At 67.2% G+C, this 20,390-nt stretch carries 13 protein-coding genes; 6 read left to right on the top strand and 7 right to left on the bottom strand.

Features of this window, described 5'->3' with window-relative positions; translation table 11 throughout:
* Positions 1-61 precede the first annotated feature (61 nt).
* Positions 62-1,414: an aspartyl protease family protein gene (locus tag C1924_RS15480; RefSeq protein WP_108766095.1), complete on the top strand. Its 1,353-nt coding sequence runs from the start codon at positions 62-64 to the stop codon at positions 1,412-1,414.
* A gap of 6 nt (positions 1,415-1,420) precedes the next feature.
* Here the strand turns inward: C1924_RS15480 and C1924_RS15475 are convergent, their stop codons facing one another.
* The 4 genes from C1924_RS15475 to C1924_RS15460 form a co-directional block, all read right to left on the bottom strand.
* Positions 1,421-2,548 carry a cytochrome c peroxidase gene (locus tag C1924_RS15475; protein WP_108766094.1) on the bottom strand — a complete coding sequence of 376 codons (1,128 nt, stop codon included), beginning with the start codon at positions 2,546-2,548 and terminating at the stop codon, positions 1,421-1,423.
* 37 nt (positions 2,549-2,585) lie between these two features.
* Positions 2,586-5,384 carry a TonB-dependent receptor gene (locus C1924_RS15470; RefSeq protein WP_159094819.1) on the bottom strand — a complete coding sequence of 933 codons (2,799 nt, stop codon included), beginning with the start codon at positions 5,382-5,384 and terminating at the stop codon, positions 2,586-2,588.
* Positions 5,385-5,447: 63 nt separating this feature from the next.
* Positions 5,448-6,410 carry a FecR domain-containing protein gene (locus C1924_RS15465; protein WP_159094818.1) on the bottom strand — a complete coding sequence of 321 codons (963 nt, stop codon included), beginning with the start codon at positions 6,408-6,410 and terminating at the stop codon, positions 5,448-5,450.
* Between the two features lie 8 nt (positions 6,411-6,418).
* On the bottom strand, positions 6,419-6,913 hold the full coding sequence (locus C1924_RS15460; RefSeq protein ID WP_108766091.1) for a sigma-70 family RNA polymerase sigma factor: 495 nt from the start codon (positions 6,911-6,913) through the stop codon (positions 6,419-6,421).
* Between the two features lie 253 nt (positions 6,914-7,166).
* Between C1924_RS15460 and clpB the strand changes: the two genes are divergently transcribed.
* From clpB to C1924_RS20360, 3 genes are all read left to right on the top strand, one after another.
* Positions 7,167-9,752, top strand: a complete 2,586-nt coding sequence (gene clpB / locus C1924_RS15455; protein WP_108766090.1) for an ATP-dependent chaperone ClpB — start codon at positions 7,167-7,169, stop codon at positions 9,750-9,752.
* A 160-nt stretch (positions 9,753-9,912) separates the two neighbouring features.
* On the top strand, positions 9,913-11,199 hold the full coding sequence (locus C1924_RS15450; RefSeq protein ID WP_108766089.1) for an aminotransferase class V-fold PLP-dependent enzyme: 1,287 nt from the start codon (positions 9,913-9,915) through the stop codon (positions 11,197-11,199).
* 295 nt (positions 11,200-11,494) lie between these two features.
* Positions 11,495-11,641, top strand: coding sequence for a hypothetical protein (locus C1924_RS20360; protein WP_159094817.1), 147 nt, complete (start codon positions 11,495-11,497; stop codon positions 11,639-11,641).
* Positions 11,642-11,806: 165 nt separating this feature from the next.
* On the opposite strand, the gene ybaL is transcribed toward C1924_RS20360, so the two are convergent.
* On the bottom strand, positions 11,807-13,504 hold the full coding sequence (ybaL, locus tag C1924_RS15445) for a YbaL family putative K(+) efflux transporter (RefSeq protein ID WP_108766088.1): 1,698 nt from the start codon (positions 13,502-13,504) through the stop codon (positions 11,807-11,809).
* Positions 13,505-13,723: 219 nt separating this feature from the next.
* Positions 13,724-16,111, bottom strand: coding sequence for a TonB-dependent receptor (locus C1924_RS15440; RefSeq protein ID WP_108766087.1), 2,388 nt, complete (start codon positions 16,109-16,111; stop codon positions 13,724-13,726).
* Positions 16,112-16,447: 336 nt separating this feature from the next.
* On the opposite strand from C1924_RS15440, the gene C1924_RS15435 reads away from it, so the two are divergent.
* On the top strand, positions 16,448-18,313 hold the full coding sequence (locus C1924_RS15435) for an ABC-F family ATP-binding cassette domain-containing protein (protein ID WP_108766086.1): 1,866 nt from the start codon (positions 16,448-16,450) through the stop codon (positions 18,311-18,313).
* A gap of 84 nt (positions 18,314-18,397) precedes the next feature.
* Here C1924_RS15435 and ampR read toward each other — a convergent pair whose 3' ends face one another.
* On the bottom strand, positions 18,398-19,261 hold the full coding sequence (gene ampR, locus C1924_RS15425) for a LysR family transcriptional regulator AmpR (RefSeq protein WP_108766085.1): 864 nt from the start codon (positions 19,259-19,261) through the stop codon (positions 18,398-18,400).
* 176 nt (positions 19,262-19,437) lie between these two features.
* Between ampR and blaL2 the strand changes: the two genes are divergently transcribed.
* Complete coding sequence (blaL2, locus tag C1924_RS15420) at positions 19,438-20,352, top strand: L2 family extended-spectrum class A beta-lactamase (protein WP_108766084.1); 915 nt, start codon at positions 19,438-19,440, stop codon at positions 20,350-20,352.
* The last annotated feature ends 38 nt before the right edge of the window (positions 20,353-20,390 follow it).

The raw sequence follows: 20,390 nt of genomic DNA, 5'->3' as shown, positions 1-20,390 counted from the left end.
CAGCGGAAGATGTCATCGCCAGCGTGGTAGGGTCGGGATCGGGTAGACAGGAGTAACCTCGATGCATCCAGTGTGGTTGGGAGTGAGTGCGTTGTTCGCCACGGCAGTGGCATCGGCTGCGACCGTGGACACGCGCGATGGCGAATTGAACGACCCCTATGGCTACACCCGCGGCGTGCGCCTTGCCGAACTGGGCAGACTTCAGACCTTGGGCAGGATGCCGGGGGTGAAAGGCAAGCTGGGCCAGGCCGGTTTCTACCGCGTGCGCGGTGAGCTGGACCGCTCCAGCCTGGCGGCCCAGGAGTGCCTGAAAGGCGTGGCCAGTGAACCGGCCGACAGTGTGAAAGGGGTCGAGTACCTGTGTTCGGCCACCCTGGCCGGCAATCTGCTCCTGCAGGGCGATATCGCCGGGTGGGCAACGCAGATGCTGCAGGTTCGTACGCTGCTGGAGCGTGATATCCGGCCGATGCTGAAAGGCCAGGTGGGCGACATCCATCTGGCCGGCATCAGCGAACCGCATTTCGAGCGGTTTACCGCCTGGCCGCGCAACGCCATGGTGGCGCAGGCACCTGGCAGTGACATCAGTGTGCCCCTGCAGTTGAACAACGAACTGCCGACGCTCAGCTTGAAACTGCGCGCTGCGGCCGGTGAGCGCGAGCTGCGCGTGCATCTGGACAGCGGCGCGGCGCACTCGCGCATCGGGCGTGCGCTGGCGGCCGAGCTGGGGCTGAAGCTCACCGAAGGTTTCATGGCGGTCGATGGCAAGCCCGGCCAGCTGTATGCGCTGGCGGCACCGGTCGAGCTGGACATCGGCGGCGTGGCGGTGCGCGATGTCTCGTTCGCGGTGCTGGGCCAGGACGACCTGCCTCGCATCGGTCTGGACGTGCTGCGCGCGCTGGGCCGGGTGCGCATCAACAAGGACGCGCTGGTGATCCAGGCCGCGTCCACCCCGGTGCCGTGCACGCGGCGGATGGCCACGCTGTCGACGCTGTGGGGTGATGCGTACGATGTCCGTTATCCGATCCGCGCCGGCAAGCAGAACGTGCTGGTCAAGGTGGACACCGGCTTCAACGGCGCCTTCCAGGCGCGTGGCGTGCTGCCTTCCCGGCCGCCAGCGTCAGCCGTGCGGCGCAAGAACGTGATCACCACCGAAGGCAGCGAAGACATCGAGTACATCGAGGTCACGACACCGGTGATGATCGGCGGGGAAGTACTGAACCTGCCGTTGGACATGGGCCTGGCACCGGGGCCGAATCCCCTGTTCAACCCGGACTGGCGCGTGGGCGTTGCCGCGACCCAGCGCTACAGCCTGTATGTGGACGTAGCCGGTACCTACGGTTGCCCGGTAGCCGTTGCGGCGGCGGCGCCATTGCTGCCGTCGAAGCCGGTTGCCGCGCCGCCCGCCGGCGGCTGACCACCGTTACAGGGTCTGCAGGAACGCTTCTATGTCCTGCAGATCCTGGCGGCTCAGCCCGCGCGGCCGCAGCAGCGGATCAGGCTCCGGGAACGGCGCCGCACCCGGTGGCAGCGAGGCCGGTGCCCGCGGGCGTGCGCCGCCCACGTTGTAGAACGCCAGCACGCCCGACAGGCGCGGGATCAACCCGTTGTGCATGTAGGGCGCCGTGTTGGCCACGCCACGCAGCGAGGGCGTGCGGAAGCGGCCGCTGTCGGCGGGATCGCCGGTGACTTCGTAGCGGCCCAGGTCCTGCCGTGGGCGACCGTGGAAATGCAGGCCCAGGTTGTGGAAGCCGTTGTCGGTCAGCGCCGCGCCGTTGTGGCAGTTCATGCAGCCGGCCTGGGTGCGGAACAGGTGCAGGCCACGCAGCTGGGCATCGTCCAGTGCGCGCGCATTGCCACGCAGGAAGCGATCAAAGCGGCTGCTGCGCGGTGACAGGCTGCGCTCGAAGGCGGCGATGGCCTGGCCGAGCTGGGCGGCGTCGATGCGCGGCTGCGCGAAGACCTCGTTGAAATCACGACGGTAGGACGCGTCACGGCGCAGGCGGCGCACGGCACCCTGGGTAGTGAAACCCATTTCGATGGGATCGGCGATGGGATGCAGCGCCTGGTCTTCCAGCGTGGCGGCGCGGCCATCCCAGAACAGCGGTGCCACATGTGCGCTGGCGGCCACGCTCGGTGCGTTGCGACGGCCGGCCTGGCGATCGTGGCCGAATGACACCCGGCGGCCATCGGCCCAGCCCAGGTCAGGGTCGTGGCAGCTGGCACAGGCCAGTTGCCGCGACTTCGACAACACCGGATCGAAGAACAGCCGACGCCCCAGCGCGACCTTGGCCGGCGTTGATGGATTGTCCGCCGGATCCACCGGTGCCGGCAGCGGCGCCAGTTCCTGCCAGGCCACGCCGGGCTCGACTTCCGGCGCGGGCCAGCGCGTGCTGGGGCTGCTGTAGAGCGTGCGCAGGCAGGCGCTTTCCGGACGTGCGGGCAGCACCTCGGGGCAGGGCGTGTCCTGCGCGGGCGCAGGCATGCCCGCGCCGCCCAGCAACAGGGCAGCGACGGGCAGGGCCAGGCGCAAGGGATGCGGACGTTTCATCGGCAATGGCCCGGCAGATTGCCGCCGGGCCGCAGACTCAGAACGAGTAGCCCAGTTCCAGCCAGTAGCTGCGACCGGGTTCGTAATAGGTAGTCGTCGGTGCGGTGCCGGTGATGCGGTTGCTGCGGTTGAGTACGTTCTGTACTTCCACCCGCACGTAGGCTTCCTGGTTGGCCCGTACTGCAAAGGCGTACTGCAGGGTCGTGTCCCACGTCCAGCCGCTGGGGTTGCGCACGTCCTCATAGACCACCAGCAGGTCATCGCCATGCTGTTCGTACTGGCTCGTCTTCAGCAGACCCTCGTACCCTGCGCGGAAACTGAAGAAGTTGGACCAGGTCAGCCCGGCGGCAGGAATCTCGGTGCGGGTCGCCAGACGCGCCGACCACGGGCGCACGTAGTCGCGGGCAGGCAGATCGTAGCGATGGATGGCGTTGCCGTGGTAGCTGACCAGCTCGTAGAAGTCGCCGATCAATGTGGCGGTGGTGGCGTCTTCATAGGTGTTGTAGCTGCGCCTGGATTCGGTGTGGTCAAGGGCCAGCTGCGCGGTGGACCGCGTGCCCCACACCGTCAGCGGTTCCTGCGGCGATACCGAAAGCGTGTAGGTGCCGCTGCTGCTGCGTCCCGCGTTGGCATATTCGTACAGCGCCGTCTTGTACACGGTCGTGTCGTAGGAATCGGTGATGCGCTTGCGGACGATGTCGCCACGGTTTCTGCGGTCGACGTACTTGACGTTGATGTCCAGGCCGGCGAACTGCTGGCGCCACGCCACCGACCATTCATCGGTGTACGGCGTATCCAGGTCGGCCAAGCGATTGGCTGTGGTCGCGCGCGTGCCCACGATGCTGTCCCATGGGGTGGCGCTGCTGGTGCGGTTGCGCTCTTCCTGCAGGGCTTCGCGGCCTTCGCTCAGCAGATAGGTGAAGAAATTGCGTCCATAGTAGCGGTTGCGGCCAACGCTCAGCACGCTGTTGCCGGTGCCGCCGATGTCCCACGACGCGGCAAAGCGCGGCGAGAGCGTGGTGCCCTTCCAGAAATCATTGCGGTCCAGGCGCACGCCCGGGCGCAGGCTGAAATTGCCGATGCGGATGTCATCCTGCAGGTAGGCATCCCACTCGGTGCCGGACACCTTGAAAGCGCCTGCATGGTAGAGCACCAGCTTGCTGAAGTACTGCCCCTGTCCGGCCACCAGGGCCGAGGTGCGCGTGAAGACCGGCGACAGCGAGCAGGAGTCGGTGTCTTCCACGCCGGTGCTCAACATGCAGCTCGTGGTCGCCGTCGGCGCCTGGTAGTTGTAGTGATCGTTCAGCCGCTCATAGGCGGCATCGCGTCGCTGTACGCCCGCACCGAAGGTCAGGTGATGTTCGGTGGCGCCCCACTGGAAGCGCTCGCGGCTGGCGGAAAACCGGTAGCCGATCTTGCGGTCATGCTGGTCGACATTGCCCCAGCTGCCTTCCTGGCTGTAGGTGTTGACACCCCAGTCCTTCTCTTCTGAACGGGCCCAGAGTTTGTAGTAGTCGTAGTCGCTGCTGCGCGAGCTTTCCAGGTCGCTGTAGGTCAGTGCGTTGCCGAACGACCACGTGCCGGTATCGTAGTCGGCGCGCAGTGATACCACCGGGCCGCCGGACTTGAGGTTGAACCAGGCATTGCGCGTGTTGACCACGAAGTAGGTGTCGTCGGTGGGCGAGTAGCTTACGTTTGCCCGCAGCTGCAGGCCTTCACCGTTGTTCCAGTCCGCCGCCAGACTCGCCGCCGTGGTTTCGCGTACCTGCGTGCGCTTGAAGTCATCGGTCGGGCTCACCTTGCCGGCGCTGTAGGCACGCAGCGGGATCTCCGAGCGGGTGCGGGTGACGGTGCCGATCAGTCCGATGCCATTGCGCGTGCGCCCTTCCAGACGCGCGCCCAACTTGTACTTGTCATACTCCTGCTGGAAGCTCGGCTGGGCCGACTCTTCGTAATTCTCGGCCTGGCCGGGATTCATGATCAGCTCGTTCCACGCCGATCGGGCCATGCGGAACCACACCTTGCCCGACAGGCTTTCACCGGCCGTGCGGCTGGTGGCATCGATCACGCCGCCGGTGAAACCGCCGTACGCCGCAGGCACGTTGCTGTCATAGATGGTGACCTTCTCCAGCAGGTCCGGATCGACGGTGATGCCCTGTGCGGCGCTGGGGACGTTGATGGTCGAGTACGCATCGCCGTTGTGGCCGGGCGCTGCGTTGCTGGCTGGGTCGAGATCGTTGTTGAAGTTCGCACCGTCGATGAGGAACAGGTTCTGGTAGAACGGCGCGCCGTTGATGGAGAAGTCCACCGGGCGGATTTCACCGCCGTTGCGCGCGCTCCAGCCGGTATTGCTGAACTGCACGGCGGGGTTGATGCGCAGCAGGGAGCCCAGGTCTCCGTTGCCCTTGGCGTAGCCCTGCAGGTAGTCCTGGTCCAGGGTCATGCCTTCGGCGTACAGGAAGTCGCGCGAGGCAACGCTGCCGACCCGCAGCGGGCGCATCTGGCGCACCGTCGACGCTGGCGCGGGGGCGGCCTGCAGCGTGTAGCTGCCATCGGCGCGGCGGACCGCACGCAGGCCGCTGCCCTGCAGCAGCGCGGCAAAGCCAGCGTCCACATCCAGCCCTGCCGCCGCAGGTGCGGCCTGGCGGCCGCGGGTCAGTGCAGGGTCGAAGGACAGGGCAACCCCGCGTTCGGCGGCGAAGCTGCTCAACGCGTTGCCCAGCGGCGCGGCCGTGGCGGGTACTGCCGCAGGCGCGTCAGCTGCGGTCTGGGCGAATACGGGGGTGGCAACGAGGGCGGCGGCCAGCAGGCTCACGCGCAGGCGATTGGAGTTCATGGGCATGGAGAGGGGAGGGATAAGAGGTTTCATTCCCTCTGCCCCCCGAAATGGGAAAAAGTGTCATCCGCGCGTATCGGCGGGTCGCAGCTGGGTCCACAGGCCCTGCTGGACGTGCACGGCGTAGGTCGCCGCGATCATCGACAGGCTGCGGTCCAGGTCATCCAGCGGGTAGGCACCGGACACGGGCAGGGCGGCGATGGCCGGGTCCACGCGCAGCCAACGGCGGTGATAGCGGCCCAGTTCCTGCACCAGTTGCTGCAGTGGCAGGGAATCGGCCACCAGCATGCCGTGGGTCCAGGCGTCCACACCGGCGCTGGCCGGCTGTGGCGGGGGCAGCGACTGCTGGCTCCAGCGCAGCTGCTGCCCGGCATCAACCTGGCGCTGAAGTGTGCCGATGTCAATGCGCACTGCCCCCCGCTGCACCACTAGAAGCGCGTCCTCGGTGAACAGGCGCACGCTGAAGCGGGTGCCGAGTGCCTGCAGCATGCCCTGCGGCGTAGCGACCCGGAACGGCCGCGCAGGCCGATGCGGATCGGTCGCCGTCTCCACCAGCACCTGGCCGCGCCGCAGCCGCAGCAGGCGCTGCTGGCCATCGAAGGCGATGTCCACGGCGGTGTCGGTGTCCAGCTGCAGCACGCTGCCATCGTCCAGCATGTGGCGGCGGCGTTCGCCCACGGCGGTACGCACGCTGGCATCCCAGGCGGCATCGTCGTACAGGCGCCACGCAAGCCAGCCACCCAGCGGCGCGACCAGCAGGGCGGCGATGCTGCGCAGCACGGCGCGGCGTCCTGGCGACGCCGGGCGCTGCAGGGCGCCGTGGGCGAGGGCAGGGGGCACCTGGCCACTCAGTGCCAGCAACCGTTCCGCACGCTGCCAGGCACGCGCATGGTCGGGGTCGGCATCGTGCCAGCGCTGCCACTGCGCGCGCTGCAGGGCATTGCCGTCCTCGTGCAGGCGCATCAGCCAGTCGGCGGCCTGTTCCAGTACGCGTGGCGACAGCGCCCGCTGGCCTGCAGCATCCACGGCCATGCTCAGCAGGCGTGCGCCAGGCAGCCCATCAGTGCGCGCTTCATGTGCCGCTTCACCGTGGACAGCGACAGCCCCAGCTGCTCGCTGATGACCTCGTAGCGCAGGCCATCGAACTGCGCCAGCAGGAACACCTGGCGCGCCATCGCCGGCAGGCCATCGAGCATCGCATCGATCTGCTGCAGTGCTTCGCGCACCAGCGCCTGTTCCTCCAGCGAGGGCAGCACCGGTTCGGGGAACTGCGCCAGGTACTCCAGGTAGGCGCGTTCCAGTGCCTGGCGGCGGAACCAGTTGGCGGCCAGCCCGCGCGCCACCGTGGTCAGGAACGCGCGCGGCTCGCGCAGCGCGGCCAGATCGCGGCCCTGCAGCAGGCGCGCGAACGTGTCCTGGGTCAGGTCATCGGCTACATCGCGATTGCCCACGCGGCCACTCAGCCAGCCCTGCAGCCACCGATGGTGGTCGCGGTACAGCGTGCCCAGTTGCTCGTGGTGTGCGTGCATGCGGAAAGGCGCGGTCGCGCACGGATCGAAATGAGAATGATTCGCAAGTATGGCATCCGTTACGCCGCTGTGCCAGTCCCCCGCTGATGGTGTGCGTTGCATCAACGCGCTGCCGACGGCGGCAGGTGCATGCTTGCCGCACGCTGACCGAACCAGCCGTGCAGTCGCAGCCACCCTTGAAACTGGATGGGGCAACCGCATCTTCCCTGCATCGCCGGCGCGGGCCGGCACTGATGACCGATGAGGATTCGCAATGCGGATGGACAAGCTCACCTCGCGTTTCCAGCAAGCGCTGGCCGACGCGCAGTCGCTGGCCGTGGGCCGCGACAACAGCATCATCGAACCGGTTCACCTGTTCAGCGCGCTGCTGGACCAGCAGGGTGGCAGCACGCGCCCGCTGCTGGCCCAGGCCGGCGTGAACGTGCCGGTGCTGCGCGAGCGCCTGACCGAGGCGCTGGATGCACTGCCGAAGGTGTCCGGCCAGGCCGGCAACGTTTCGATGGGCAATGACCTCGGGCGCCTGCTCAACCACACCGACAAGCTGGCCCAGCAGAACGGCGATGCCTTCATCGCCAGCGAGTGGTTCGTGCTGGCCGCACTGGAAGACAGCGGCACGCTGGGCATGGCGCTGCGCGCCGCCGGCGCCGACAAGGCTCGCCTGCAGACGGCCATCGACAAGCTGCGTGGCGGCGAGAACGTGCAGTCGGAAAATGCCGAAGAACAGCGGCAGGCGCTGGAAAAGTACACCATCGACCTGACCGCGCGCGCCGAGAGCGGCAAGCTCGACCCGGTGATTGGCCGCGATGAGGAAATCCGCCGCACCATCCAGGTCCTGCAGCGCCGCACCAAGAACAACCCGGTGCTGATCGGCGAACCCGGCGTGGGCAAGACCGCCATTGTCGAAGGCCTGGCCCAGCGCATCATCAACGACGAAGTGCCCGAGGGCCTGCGTGGCAAGCGCGTGCTGTCGCTGGACATGGGCGCGCTGATTGCCGGTGCCAAGTTCCGTGGCGAGTTCGAGGAGCGCCTGAAGGGCGTGCTCAACGACCTTGCCAAGAGCGAAGGGCAGATCATCCTGTTCATCGACGAGCTGCACACCATGGTGGGTGCGGGCAAGGCCGATGGCGCGATGGATGCGGGCAACATGCTCAAGCCGGCGCTGGCGCGCGGTGAGCTGCACTGCGTGGGCGCCACCACGCTGGATGAGTACCGCAAGTACATCGAAAAGGATGCCGCGCTGGAGCGCCGCTTCCAGAAGGTGTTCGTGGGTGAGCCGTCGGTGGAGGACACCATCGCCATCCTGCGCGGGCTGAAGGAAAAGTATGCGGTGCACCACGGGGTGGAGATCACTGATCCGGCCATCGTCGCCGCGGCCACGCTGTCCAACCGCTACATCACGGATCGCCAGCTGCCCGACAAGGCCATCGACCTGATGGACGAGGCCGCTTCGCGCCTGCGCATGGAGATCGACTCCAAGCCGGAAGAACTGGACCGCCTGGAACGCCGGGTGATCCAGCTGAAGATCCAGCGCGAAATGCTGAAGAAGGAAAAGGACGAGGCCTCGCGGCAGCGTCTGGCCGATCTGGAAAACGATATTGACGGTCTGGAGCGCGAGTTCTCCGATCTCAATGAAATCTGGAAGTCGGAAAAGGCCGCACTGCAGGGCGCGACCAAGATCAAGGAACAGGTCGAACAGGCCAAGCTGGACCTGGAAGCCGCACAGCGCCGCCAGGATTTCGCCCGCATGAGCGAGATCCAGTATGGCCTGCTGCCGCAGCTGGAAAAGCAGCTCGCCGCTGCACAGGAGGCCGAACACAAGGACTTCAAGCTGGTGCAGGACCGGGTGACCGACGAGGAAATCGCCGAGGTCGTGTCGCGCTGGACGGGTATTCCGGTCAACAAGATGCTGGAAGGCGAGCGCGACAAGCTGCTGCGCATGGAAGACGTGCTGCACAACCGCGTGGTTGGCCAGGAGGAGGCGATCAAGGTCGTCTCCGATGCCGTGCGTCGTTCGCGCGCCGGCCTGTCCGATCCGAACCGTCCGGGTGGCTCGTTCCTGTTCCTGGGCCCGACCGGCGTGGGCAAGACCGAGCTGTGCAAGTCGCTGGCCGAGTTCCTGTTCGACAGCGCCGACGCGATGATCCGCATCGACATGAGCGAGTTCATGGAGAAGCACAGCGTCGCCCGCCTGATCGGTGCGCCCCCGGGTTATGTCGGCTATGAAGAGGGCGGTTACCTGACCGAGGCCGTGCGTCGTCGCCCGTACTCGCTCATCCTGCTGGACGAAGTGGAAAAGGCACACCCGGATGTGTTCAACATCCTGCTGCAGGTGCTGGACGATGGCCGCCTGACTGATGGCCAGGGCCGCACCGTGGACTTCCGCAACACCGTCATCGTGATGACCTCCAACCTGGGTTCGCACCAGATCCAGGACATGGGCAGCGATGACAGCCCGGAAGCCTACACGCAGATGAAGGCGGCGGTGATGGGCGTGGTGCAGGCGCACTTCCGTCCGGAGTTCATCAACCGTCTGGATGACATCGTGGTGTTCCACCCGCTGGACAAGCAGCAGATCAAGCAGATCGCGCGCATCCAGATGCGTGGCCTGGAAAAGCGTCTGGCCGAGCGCGGGCTGAAGCTGATGGTGTCCGATGCGGCGTTCGACCTGCTCGGCAACGTGGGCTTCGACCCGGTGTATGGCGCGCGCCCGCTGAAGCGTGCGATCCAGGCACAGCTGGAGAACCCGTTGGCGCAGAAGATCCTCTCGGGGGCCTTCGTCAACGGCGACACCATCGAGGTCGGCAACGACGGCGGCCATCTGGTGTTTGCAAAGGCGTGATCCATCGGTGATGCAGACGAGGGCGCCGCGCGGTCATCGCGCGGCGCCCTGTGTCTTTCCGGCCGCTGATAACCCGTGGTATGGGCCACATCGCCAGCAGGTCTGAGCCGCGTCCGGCCACTGCCCTATGGTGGCCGTTTCCCGGATGGAGTCTGGTGCGATGAGTGACCCGCAGTGGCAACTGGAAACCCTGGCCGTGCACGGCGGCTACCGGCCCGACCCCACCACGCGAGCGGTGGCGGTGCCGATCTACCAGACCGTGGCCTACGCCTTCGATGACACCCAGCACGGCGCGGACCTGTTCGACCTGAAGGTGCCGGGCAACATCTACACCCGCATCATGAACCCCACGACCGATGTGCTGGAACAGCGCCTGGCTGCGCTGGAAGGTGGCATTGGTGCGCTGGCGCTGGCATCGGGGCAGGCGGCCATCACCTATGCCATCCAGACGATTGCAGAGGCCGGCGACAACATCGTGGCAGCCAGCGCGTTGTACGGCGGCAGCCTCAACCTGCTGGCGCATACCCTGCCGCAGTACGGCATCACGGCGCGCTTTGCCGATCCGGCGGACCCTGCCGCGTTCGCCGCGCTCATCGACGCGCGCACCAAGGCGGTGTTCGTTGAATCCATCGGCAACCCGCGCGGCAACGTCACCGACATCGCTGCGATTGCCGAGGTGGCCCACGCTGCGGGCGTGCCGCTGATTGTCGACAACACCGTGGCCACGCCGTTCCTGCTGCGCCCGTTAGAGCATGGCGCCGATATCGTGGTGCATTCGCTGACCAAGTATCTCGGTGGCCATGGCACCAGCCTGGGCGGGGCCATCATCGATTCGGGGCGCTTCGACTGGGCCGCGCAGCGCACGCGCTTTGCCCGCCTGAATGAGCCGGACCCCAGCTACCACGGCGTGGTCTACACCGAGGCCCTTGGCCCAGCGGCGTACATCGGCCGCGCGCGGGTGGTACCACTGCGCAATACCGGTGCCGCCCTGTCGCCATTCAACGCGTTCCTGATCCTGCAGGGCATCGAGACCCTGGCCCTGCGCATGGAGCGCATCAACGCCAATGCCCTGGCCGTGGCGCAGTACCTGCAGGCACATGCGAAGGTGGCGTGGGTACGCTATGCCGGCCTGGCCGACGACCCTGAACATGCCGCCGCGCAGCGCTACCTGGGCGGGCACGGCTCGGGCGTGCTGACGTTCGGCCTGCCTGGTGGCCGTGAGGCAGGCGCGCGCTTCCTGGACGCGCTGAAGCTGTTCACCCGGCTGGTCAACCTGGGCGACGCGAAGTCGCTGGCCACCCATCCGGCCTCGACCACGCACCGCCAGTTGAATGCCGACGAACTGGCCCGTGCCGGGGTCAGCGAGGACACCGTGCGCCTGTCGATCGGCATCGAACACATCGGTGACCTGCGCGCCGACCTGGAACAGGCGTTGGCGGCCGCCTGATAGCCACCGCTTTGGTCGTCATCGCCAGCGGCGATCACCACCCGGGCCAGGATGCGTTACGGTGGAACTGCCTCTCCAAGGCGTGGCAAGACTGGCAATCCCAGCAGTACAGATCCCCGACGGGTGCGGGCCCGCCGGGGATTTTTTTGTGTGGATCCACCGAGTCGGGGTCGGATCCGTTTTGCGGGCAAAACGGCTCTGACCCCCAGGAGGTCGGGGACGCCCGGTTGACCCGGCGGCCACATTCAGTCCCAATGCCGTTACGACGGAGTTTCACAATCAGGACGTGAATCGGGTGAAGAAATCGACCCTGGCAGTCGCAGCTGTCCTCGCCTTGCTGTTTGCCTCCTGGCACAACCGCACCGCCTTGTTTGAAATCTACGACCAGGCCAGCGCGACCTCGCAAGGCCTCCAGGCAGAGCACGCCGCAAATCCAAACTGAGAGCATCCACGCATGGCGTGGATCTGCCGATAAGGGGGCGGATCCGTTCTGCGGGCAAAACGGCTCTGACCTCACGCACCGTGTCGACCAAGGTCGACACCTACCAAAGCAGAGCCAGGTCAGAGCCCGTTGCGCAGCAACGGGATCCGACCCCGCGCATACCCCTCACACCACCGGGATGCTGTGCTGTCCCAGGTTCCGGTAGGGCGGGGTGGACATGATCATCTCCGCCAGCGAATAGGCCAGCTCGCGCTCGGCCATCACCGTGCCATCGGCACCGTGCTCCAGCAGGTGCTTCACTTCCGCATCGCTGTGCGCGCGCGCCAGCAGGGTCAGGTCCGGGTTGATCGCGCGCAGCTTGGCCAGCGCCTCACCGGCTTCCAGCGGCTGCGGAATGGCCAGTACTGCGATCTTCGCCCGCTCCGGATGGGCCTCGGCCAGCACCCGGTCGGCAGCCGCGCTGCCGCGGATCGCTGCCAGGCCCTTGGCGTGCGCCTGCTCGACGTGTTCCTTGTTGTCATCGATCACCAGCACCGGCACGCCGCGGTCGCGCAGCACCTGCGCCAGCTCGCTGCCCACCCGGCCATACCCGATCACGATGGCGTGGTCATGCAGGTCGCGCGAGGGGCCGGTCGCCTCTTCCGGTTCGGGCGCCTGCGGCGACTGCTCCTGCTTGGCCTGCCAACGGTCCAGCAGGCCGAACACCAGCGGATTGAGCATGATCGACACCAGCGCACCGGCCAGCACCAGCGACTGGCCTTCCTTGGGCAGGATCTGCAGGGCCACGCCCAGGCCGGCGATGATGAAGGCGAACTCGCCGATCTGCGCCAGACTGGCCGAGATGGTCAGCGCGGTGCTGGTGGGGTGGCCGAAGGCGCGCACGATGAAGAACGCGGCCGCCGACTTGCCGAACATGATGATGGCCACCGTTGCCAGCACCTGCCAGGGGTGCTGCACGATGATGTTGGGGTCGAACAGCATGCCCACCGAAACGAAGAACAGCACCGCGAACGCATCGCGCAGGGGCAGCGAATCATGCGCCGCCTTGTGGCTCAGTTCCGATTCGTTGAGCAGCATGCCGGCGAAGAATGCGCCCAGCGCGAAGGACACGCCGAACAGCATGGCCGAGCCGAACGCCACGCCCAGCGCGATGGCCAGCACCGACAGGGTGAACAGCTCGCGCGAACCGGTGCCGGCGATGCGTTCCAGGATCCACGGAATGACCCGGCGGCCGACCACCAGCATCACCGCCACGAACAGGCCCAGCTGCACGAAGGTCCAGCCGATGTCGGCCAGCACGCTGCCGACGCTGTGGGTTTCCTTGGCGGCGTCGGGGCCGAACACACCGGCCAGCACCGGCATCATCACCAGCGCCAGGACGCAGGCCAGGTCTTCAACGATCAGCCAGCCCACCGCGATCTTGCCGCGCATGGTTTCCAGCAGGCGGCGTTCTTCCATCGCCCGCAGCAGCACCACGGTACTGGCGGTGGCCAGCGAGAAGCCGAAGATGACCCCGTGCAGGGCCGGCCAGCCCATCAGCCAGGCCACGCCCCAGCCCAGCAGGGTGGCCACGGCGATCTGGCCGATGGCGCCGGGGATGGCGATGGCCTTCACCGCCATCAGGTCCTTCAGCGAGAAGTGCAGGCCGACGCCGAACATCAGCAGCATCACGCCCAGTTCGGCCAGCTGGTTGGCCAGCGCCTGGTCGGCCACGAAGCCCGGAGTGAACGGGCCGACGCAGATGCCAGCCACCAGGTACCCGACCAGAGGAGACAAGCGCAGCTTGTTGGCCAGCGCGCCGAAGATGAAGGCGAGCCCCAGGCCAACGGCCACGATGTTGATCAGGTCGGTGTCATGGTGCATCGGCACTCGCAGGCAATCGGGGGGATGCTCCGATTTTCACCGATGAGGCCAGATACGGCAAACCCGCCGGCCACGTGCCGCGGCCGGCGGGTTTGCCCACGCATTTCTCCTCTACCCCCGCCTTCGGCGCGCCCCTTCAACAAGAAGGGGCTTTCCTCCAGATGCGGCAAGGGTCTGCCGGCCAGCGGCCGGCACTACCAGCGAGGTGCCCGTTACCGCTTACCAGTTGTACTTGATGCGGCCGTAGACATACGCGCCATTGAAGCCGAACGGCGAGTAGTTGCTGTAGGGCAGCATGCCGAAGGTCGAGTTCTGCAGGTCCGCGGTGCGGTCCGGGTACTCGTCCAGCAGGTTGTCGGCGCCCACGGTGAGGGTCCAGTTGCTGCTCGGCTTGTAGCTCACCGATGCGTCCAGCACCCACTTGTCGCCGTAGGTCTGGTCGCGCAGGGCGGTGGCCGAGTTGCGCACGGTGAATTCGCCGTAGCGGGTCGCGGCCAGGCCCAGTTCCCAGTGGTCCGAACGCCAGGTGCCGCTCAGCACGGTCTTGTCGCGCGGGTAGCTGTCTTCGATGCGGCCGATCTCATCACGGCCGATCAGCGACTGGGTCAGGCCCAGCGTGCTGAACACGGCCGGCGTGCCGCCCACGCGCTGCACCTTGGTGTCGTTGTAGCTGTAGGCCGCAGTCAGTTCCAGGCTGCTGGCGGCGAACGGCACGGTGTAGCTGGACACGAAGTCGACACCGCGGGTGCGGGTATCCAGGCCGTTGGTGAAGTACGAGAACGCGGTGACCTGCGGCAGGCCCAGGGTGCCCAGCAGGGCGCTGGTGGCGGCGTTGGTGGTGATGCTGGAGGACAGCGCGATGCGGTTGTCGATGTCGATCTGGTAGGCATCGACGGTGACGTACAGGCGGTCCACCGGCTGCAGCACCAGGCCCAGGCTGTAGGACGTGGAGGTTTCAGCCTTCAGCGGCGAAGCGCCCAGCGCCTGCGCGGCGGCGCTGGTGGTGGGGAAGGTGCCGCGCTCGACGAACACGCCGTTGAGGAACTGGCTGGTCACTGCCTGGTAGCCCTGCTGGGCCAGCGACGGGGCGCGGAAACCGCTGGAGGCGGTGGCACGCAGCGCGACCTTGTCGGTGAAGGCATAGCGCGCCGACAGCTTGCCGGAGAAGCGGTCACCGAAGTCCGAGTAATCCTCGTAGCGGCCGGTCACGCCGGCAGAGAATTTCTCGGTCAGGTCGGCTTCCAGGCCGGCATAGACCGCGTAGTTGTGGCGGTCGGCGTGCACTTCATTGGTGGGGGTGAAGCCGGCGAAGCCCTGCGCACCGGTGCCGGTGTAGGAATTCAGTTCGCCCGGATTCTGGTCCCACTTCTCCTTGCGGTACTCACCACCGAAGGACAGGGTGACCGGGTAGGCCAGGCCCCAGTCCAGCGACTTGGTCACATCGGCGTTGAAGATGTCCTGCTGGTACTTCAGCGTGCCGTCGTAGAATGAACGCGGGCTGGTGGCGCCCAGGCTGTAGTTGATGCTGTTGCGGGTGTGGAAATCCAGGGTGTTCTCGCCGTGGTTCAGGCTCAGGTCCCAGGTCCAGCCGCTGTCGGTGTTGCCCTTCACGCCAGCCACCAGCGAGCGGTCCTTGGAATACTGGTTGATCTCCGGCACGTAGCCGTCCGGGTAGATCTGTGCCAGCAGCGCGGTCTGCCCGCTGTGGTTTGGCGAGCGGTAGAAGGCGAACGAGGTGATGTCGCGGTTGCTGAGCAGCGCGCTGGCGTAGCCGGTCACGTGGTCGCTGAAATCGAAGCTGCCGTTGAGCGAGGCGGCGGTGGCATCCACGCGCGGATCGCCGACGATGAAGGTGGTCTCGCCAATGCCGGGGTAGTTGCCGGTATTCGGCGTGGTGCCGCGGTACGGGCCGGCACGGTTGCTCTCATCCTGCTGGCTGATCTGCCCGGCCACGTGCACGCGGCCGCGGCCATTGGCGAATTCCACGCCGGTATCGCCGGAGAGCTGGTACTTGTTGCCGTCACCGGCCGAGTACTGGCCATAGTCCACGGCCAGGCTGCCGCCACTGCCACTGCCCTTGAGCACGATGTTGATGACGCCGGCAATGGCGTCCGAACCGTACTGCGCCGAGGCGCCGTCGCGCAGCACTTCCACGCGTTCGATGGCGGCAATGGGAATGGCGTTGATGTCCACCGCCGAAGAGCCGCGGCCGATGCTGCCATTGACGTTGATCATCGCCGAGGTGTGGCGGCGCTTGCCGTTCACCAGCACCAGCACCTGGTCCGGCGACAGGCCGCGCAGCTGCGCCGGGCGCACGCCGCTGGTGCCGTCGGTCAGGGCCGGGCGCGGGAAGTTCAGCGACGGCAGGGCGCGCGACAGCGCAGTGGCCAGTTCGCTGGTACCGGTGGACTGCAGGATTTCCGGGGTGATGATGTCGATCGGCGACTGCGACTCGGCGACCGTACGGTCGGCCACGCGGGTACCGGTGACGATCACCGTATCGAGGGTGTTGGCGGCGCTGCCGGTCTGCTGGGCGGCGGCGGCGAACGAAGCGCCACCGAGTGCGACAGCGATGGCGGCGGCGATCAGGCTGGTCTTGCGGTTCATCGGGGTGGGGCTCCGGTTGGCGGGATCTGGCACCGGAATCGACATCACGGGGGTGAGGCGGACGACGGTTGTTGCGGTGCGCAATACAGCAATTAACGGGAATTTAAGCAGCTGTCAAATGCGCGTCATGTAAAAAAACGTTGCAAAAGCAATCATTTAGCCGTGGCGGGCATTGGCGGGGGAGGGGCCCGGGAGGCGCGCGGACTCGACGAGGGAGAGATGTGGAGCGACCGCGTCGCTTCCCGGGGCGCGTCAAGTATTCGTTAACGCTAGAATTGCGTCGCAGGAACAGTGCTCACCAGCACATTCCATTCGGTTATATGGACGCCTTCCCCCATGATTTCGCTTCGTAATTTCGCCTTGCGCCGCGGCGAGCGGCTGCTGTTGTCCAATGTCGACCTGACGCTGCACGCCGGTTACCGGGTGGGTGTGGTCGGCCGCAACGGCGCTGGCAAGTCCAGCCTGTTCGCGGCGGTGAAGGGCGAGCTGGAGGCGGACAAGGGCGACGTCGACCTGCCCGGCAAAGTGCGCATCGCCAGCGTTGCCCAGGAAACCCCGTCGCTGCCCGACCCGGCGCTGAGCTTCGTGCTGGGTGGCGATACCGAGGTGGCCGCTGTACTGGCCGCCGAGGCCGACGCTACCGCCCGCGAGGACTGGGAAGCCGTGGCCGAGGCGCATACGCGCATGGCCGAACTGAATGCCTATGACGCCGAAGCGCGCGCCGGCAAGCTGCTGCATGGCCTGGGCTTCCCGGCCGAGACCCACCACCGCGCGGTGTCCTCGTTCTCCGGCGGCTGGCGCGTGCGCCTGAACCTGGCCCGCGCGCTGATGATGCCCAGCGATCTGCTGCTGCTGGACGAACCGACCAACCACCTCGATCTGGACGCGGTGTACTGGCTGGAACAGTGGCTGCTGAAGTACCCCGGCACCCTGCTGCTGATCTCGCATGACCGCGAGTTCCTCGACAACGTGGCCACTCACACCCTGCACCTGCATGGTGGTGGCGCCAAGCTCTACCCGGGCGGTTACACCGATTTCGAGCGTCAGCGCGCCGAACAGCTGCGCCAGCAGCAGATCGCGCACGAAAAGGAGCAGGCCGAGCGCGCCCACCTGCAGAGCTTCATCGACCGCTTCAAGGCCCAGGCCAGCAAGGCCGCACAGGCACAGAGCCGCATGAAGCGCCTGGCCAAGCTGGCCGGTACCGAAGCGGTACGCGCCGAGCGCGAGTTCCGCATCGAGTTCGCGCCGCCGGCCAAGCTGCCGTTCTCGCTGATCCGCCTGAACCATGTCGAGGCCGGTTACGGCAAGGACGCGGTCATCCTCAACAACGTGGGCTTCGGCCTGGAGGCCGGCCAGCGTATCGGCCTGCTCGGCCCCAACGGCGCCGGCAAGACCACCCTGGTGAAGACGCTGGTGGGCGAGCTGAAGCCGGTTGCCGGCGAGCGTTCGGCGCACCCGGACCTGAAGATCGGCTACTTCGCCCAGCACACGGTGGAATCGCTGCATGAAGGGCAGTCGCCGATGGAGCATTTCCGCGAGATCGCCCCGGATGCGCCGAACCAGTCGTTCCGCGATTTCCTCGGCAAGTGGAACTTCCCCGGTGACCGCGCGTTCGAGCCGGTCGATGGCTTCTCCGGTGGCGAACGCGCCCGCCTGGCGCTGGCGCTGATCGCCTGGCAGCAGCCGAACGTGCTGTTGCTGGACGAACCGACCAACCACCTTGACCTGGAAATGCGCGAAGCGCTGGCCGAAGCGCTGGCAACCTTTGAAGGCGCCATCGTGATGGTCTCGCACGACCGGCACCTCATCGGCCTGGTCTGCGATACGTACTGGCGCGTGGCTGATGGCGTGGTCGAACCGTTCGACGGCGACCTGGATGCCTACGCCGCCTGGCTGCGCACCCGCCCGCAGGCGCAGGGCACCAAGGCGCGCATGGAACAGGTGGAAGAGCCGGTGGTGGTCAAGACCGCTCCGGTGGCGCAGGTCGTGCAGAAGAAGCCTGCCAATCCGCACAAGCTGGCCGCCGCCGAAACCAAGGTGGCCGAACTGGAGAGCAGCCTGGCCGAACTGGACCGCCAGCTGGCCGACCCTGCCAACTACGCCGACGCCACCCGCATGGCGGTGCTGGGCCGCGACCGCGAAACCACCGCCGCGCAGCTGGAAAAAGCCGAAGCGGCGTGGATGGAACTGCTGGAAGGGTAACGGGTAGTGCCGGCCGCTGGCCGGCAACGAATTCGCTCGCGAGGATCAATGGCAGCCGGCCAGCGGCCGGCTCTACCACGCACGTCATCCCTGCGCCTGCAGCCATTCGCGGAAGCGCCGGGCGGGCTCTCGCTCGGCGCGTGAGCGCAGCCGGGTGAGCCAATAGCGGCCCAGGTCCAGCGTGGTTGCGAAGGGCTGCAGCAGGCGGCCTTCGGCCAGTTCCTGCTCGAACATGCGCAACGGCAGCAGGGCCACGCCCGCACCGCCGGCCGCGGCCATCGCGACGGTCAACGACGAATCGAACACCGGCCCGCGCGCCTCCACGCCGCTCACCCCGGCTGCCTGCAGCCAGCGCGGCCATTCGTCGCTGCGGTAGGACCGCAGCAGCGGCACGGTGCCCAGGTCACGCGGCTGCTTCAGGCGCCGTGCCAGGGCGGGGGCGCACAGCGGCGCGAAGGGCGCATCGAGGATCGCCGTGCAGGCCTGGCCCTGCCAGTCGCCATCGCCGAAGCGGATCGCCAGGTCCAACCCTTCGCCCGCCAGATCAATGCGGTTGTTGTGGGTCTGCAGGCGCAGTTCGATATCCGGGTGCGCGGCCTCGAACGCCGCCAGGCGCGGCAGCAGCCAGCCGGTTGCAAACGTCCCCACTACGCCCAGCGTCAGTACTTCCCGCGCCGGCCCGCCGGTGTAGCGGGCGATGCTGGCCGAGATGCGCTCGAAGGATTCATGCAGCACCGGGAACAGTGCGGCGCCCTCGTCGGTGAGTGCCACGCCACGCGGCAGGCGGTGGAACAGGCGGATGCCCAGCCGGTCTTCCAGCCCGCGGATCTGGTGGCTGAGCGCGGCCTGGCTGACGCACAGCTCCAGCGCAGCGCGGGTGAAGTTCTGGTGCCGGGCAGCGGCCTCGAAGGCACGCAGGGCGTTGAGCGGCAGAGTGGGATGCAGCATCGGGAGGTGTGAGGCAGGCTGATGGGTGCATCGTAGCCTGTTACCCGGTGAAGCCGTCAAAGAACGGGTTGAATGCGACAGGCATTAATTATCCTCATGCCTGACCCTGAAAATTCGCGTTGGTTGCCTGCCCGCTGCGCTTTCAATAATCCGGATTCCTTTCCCGGAGCCCGCCCATGCACGCCCGCCGTCGATTCCTCCAGCTCAGTGGTGCCGCCGTTGCATCCTCCCTGCTTGCGCCCGCCGTGGCGCGGGCCGCCGCGCCTGCTTCCGCCAGCCGGGCCACGCCTGCCGCCATTGCCGGTGCGGTGGATTTCGCCGCGCTGGAAAAGGCCAGTGGCGGCCGCCTGGGCGTGACCGTGCTGGACACCGGCAGCGGCCGCCGCCTCGCCGGGCACCGCCAGGACGAGCGCTTCCCGATGTGCAGTACGTTCAAGTCGATGCTGGTGGCCCACATCCTGAGCCTGGCCGACGCCGGTCGCCTTTCGCTGGACACCCGCGTGCCGATCACCGAACGGGATCTGTTGTCCTACGCCCCGGTGGCCCGCCGCCACGTCGGCAAGGATCTGAGCGTGCGCGACCTGTGCCGGGGCACGCTGACCACCAGCGACAACACCGCTGCCAACCTGCTGCTGGGGGTGAACGGCGGCCCGGCGGCGCTGACCGCCTTCCTGCGTGCGCAGGGCGATACGGTCACCCGCAATGATCGCTACGAGCCGGACATGAACCGGTTCGCGAAGGGTGACGCGCGCGACACCACCAGCCCGGCGGCGATGGCGGCCAGTCTCGCCCGGTTCGCGGTGGGCGATGGTCTTCTGCAGGCATCGCGGCTGCAGTTCGCCGATTGGCTGGTCGACAACCAGACCGGCGATGCCTGCCTGCGCGCAGGCCTGGGTCCGCGCTGGCGCGTGGGCGACAAGACCGGCAGCAACGGTGAGGACACGCGCAATGACATCGCCGTGCTGTGGCCGCGAGCGGGCGATACGCCGTGGGTCATCACCGCCTATCTGCAGGGGGCCAGCGTGGACGAGGAGCAGCGTGCTGCGGTGCTGGCGCGTGTCGGCGCGCTGGCCGATGCACTGATCGGCTGAGGCGCAGGGCGGAGGCGTGGGGTCGGAACCGCTTCCCT

The organism is Stenotrophomonas sp. ESTM1D_MKCIP4_1, from assembly GCF_003086895.1.
GTDB lineage: Bacteria > Pseudomonadota > Gammaproteobacteria > Xanthomonadales > Xanthomonadaceae > Stenotrophomonas.
The sequence above is the reverse complement of the archived record's forward strand: the minus strand, read 5'-3'. Positions and strand labels throughout refer to the sequence as shown.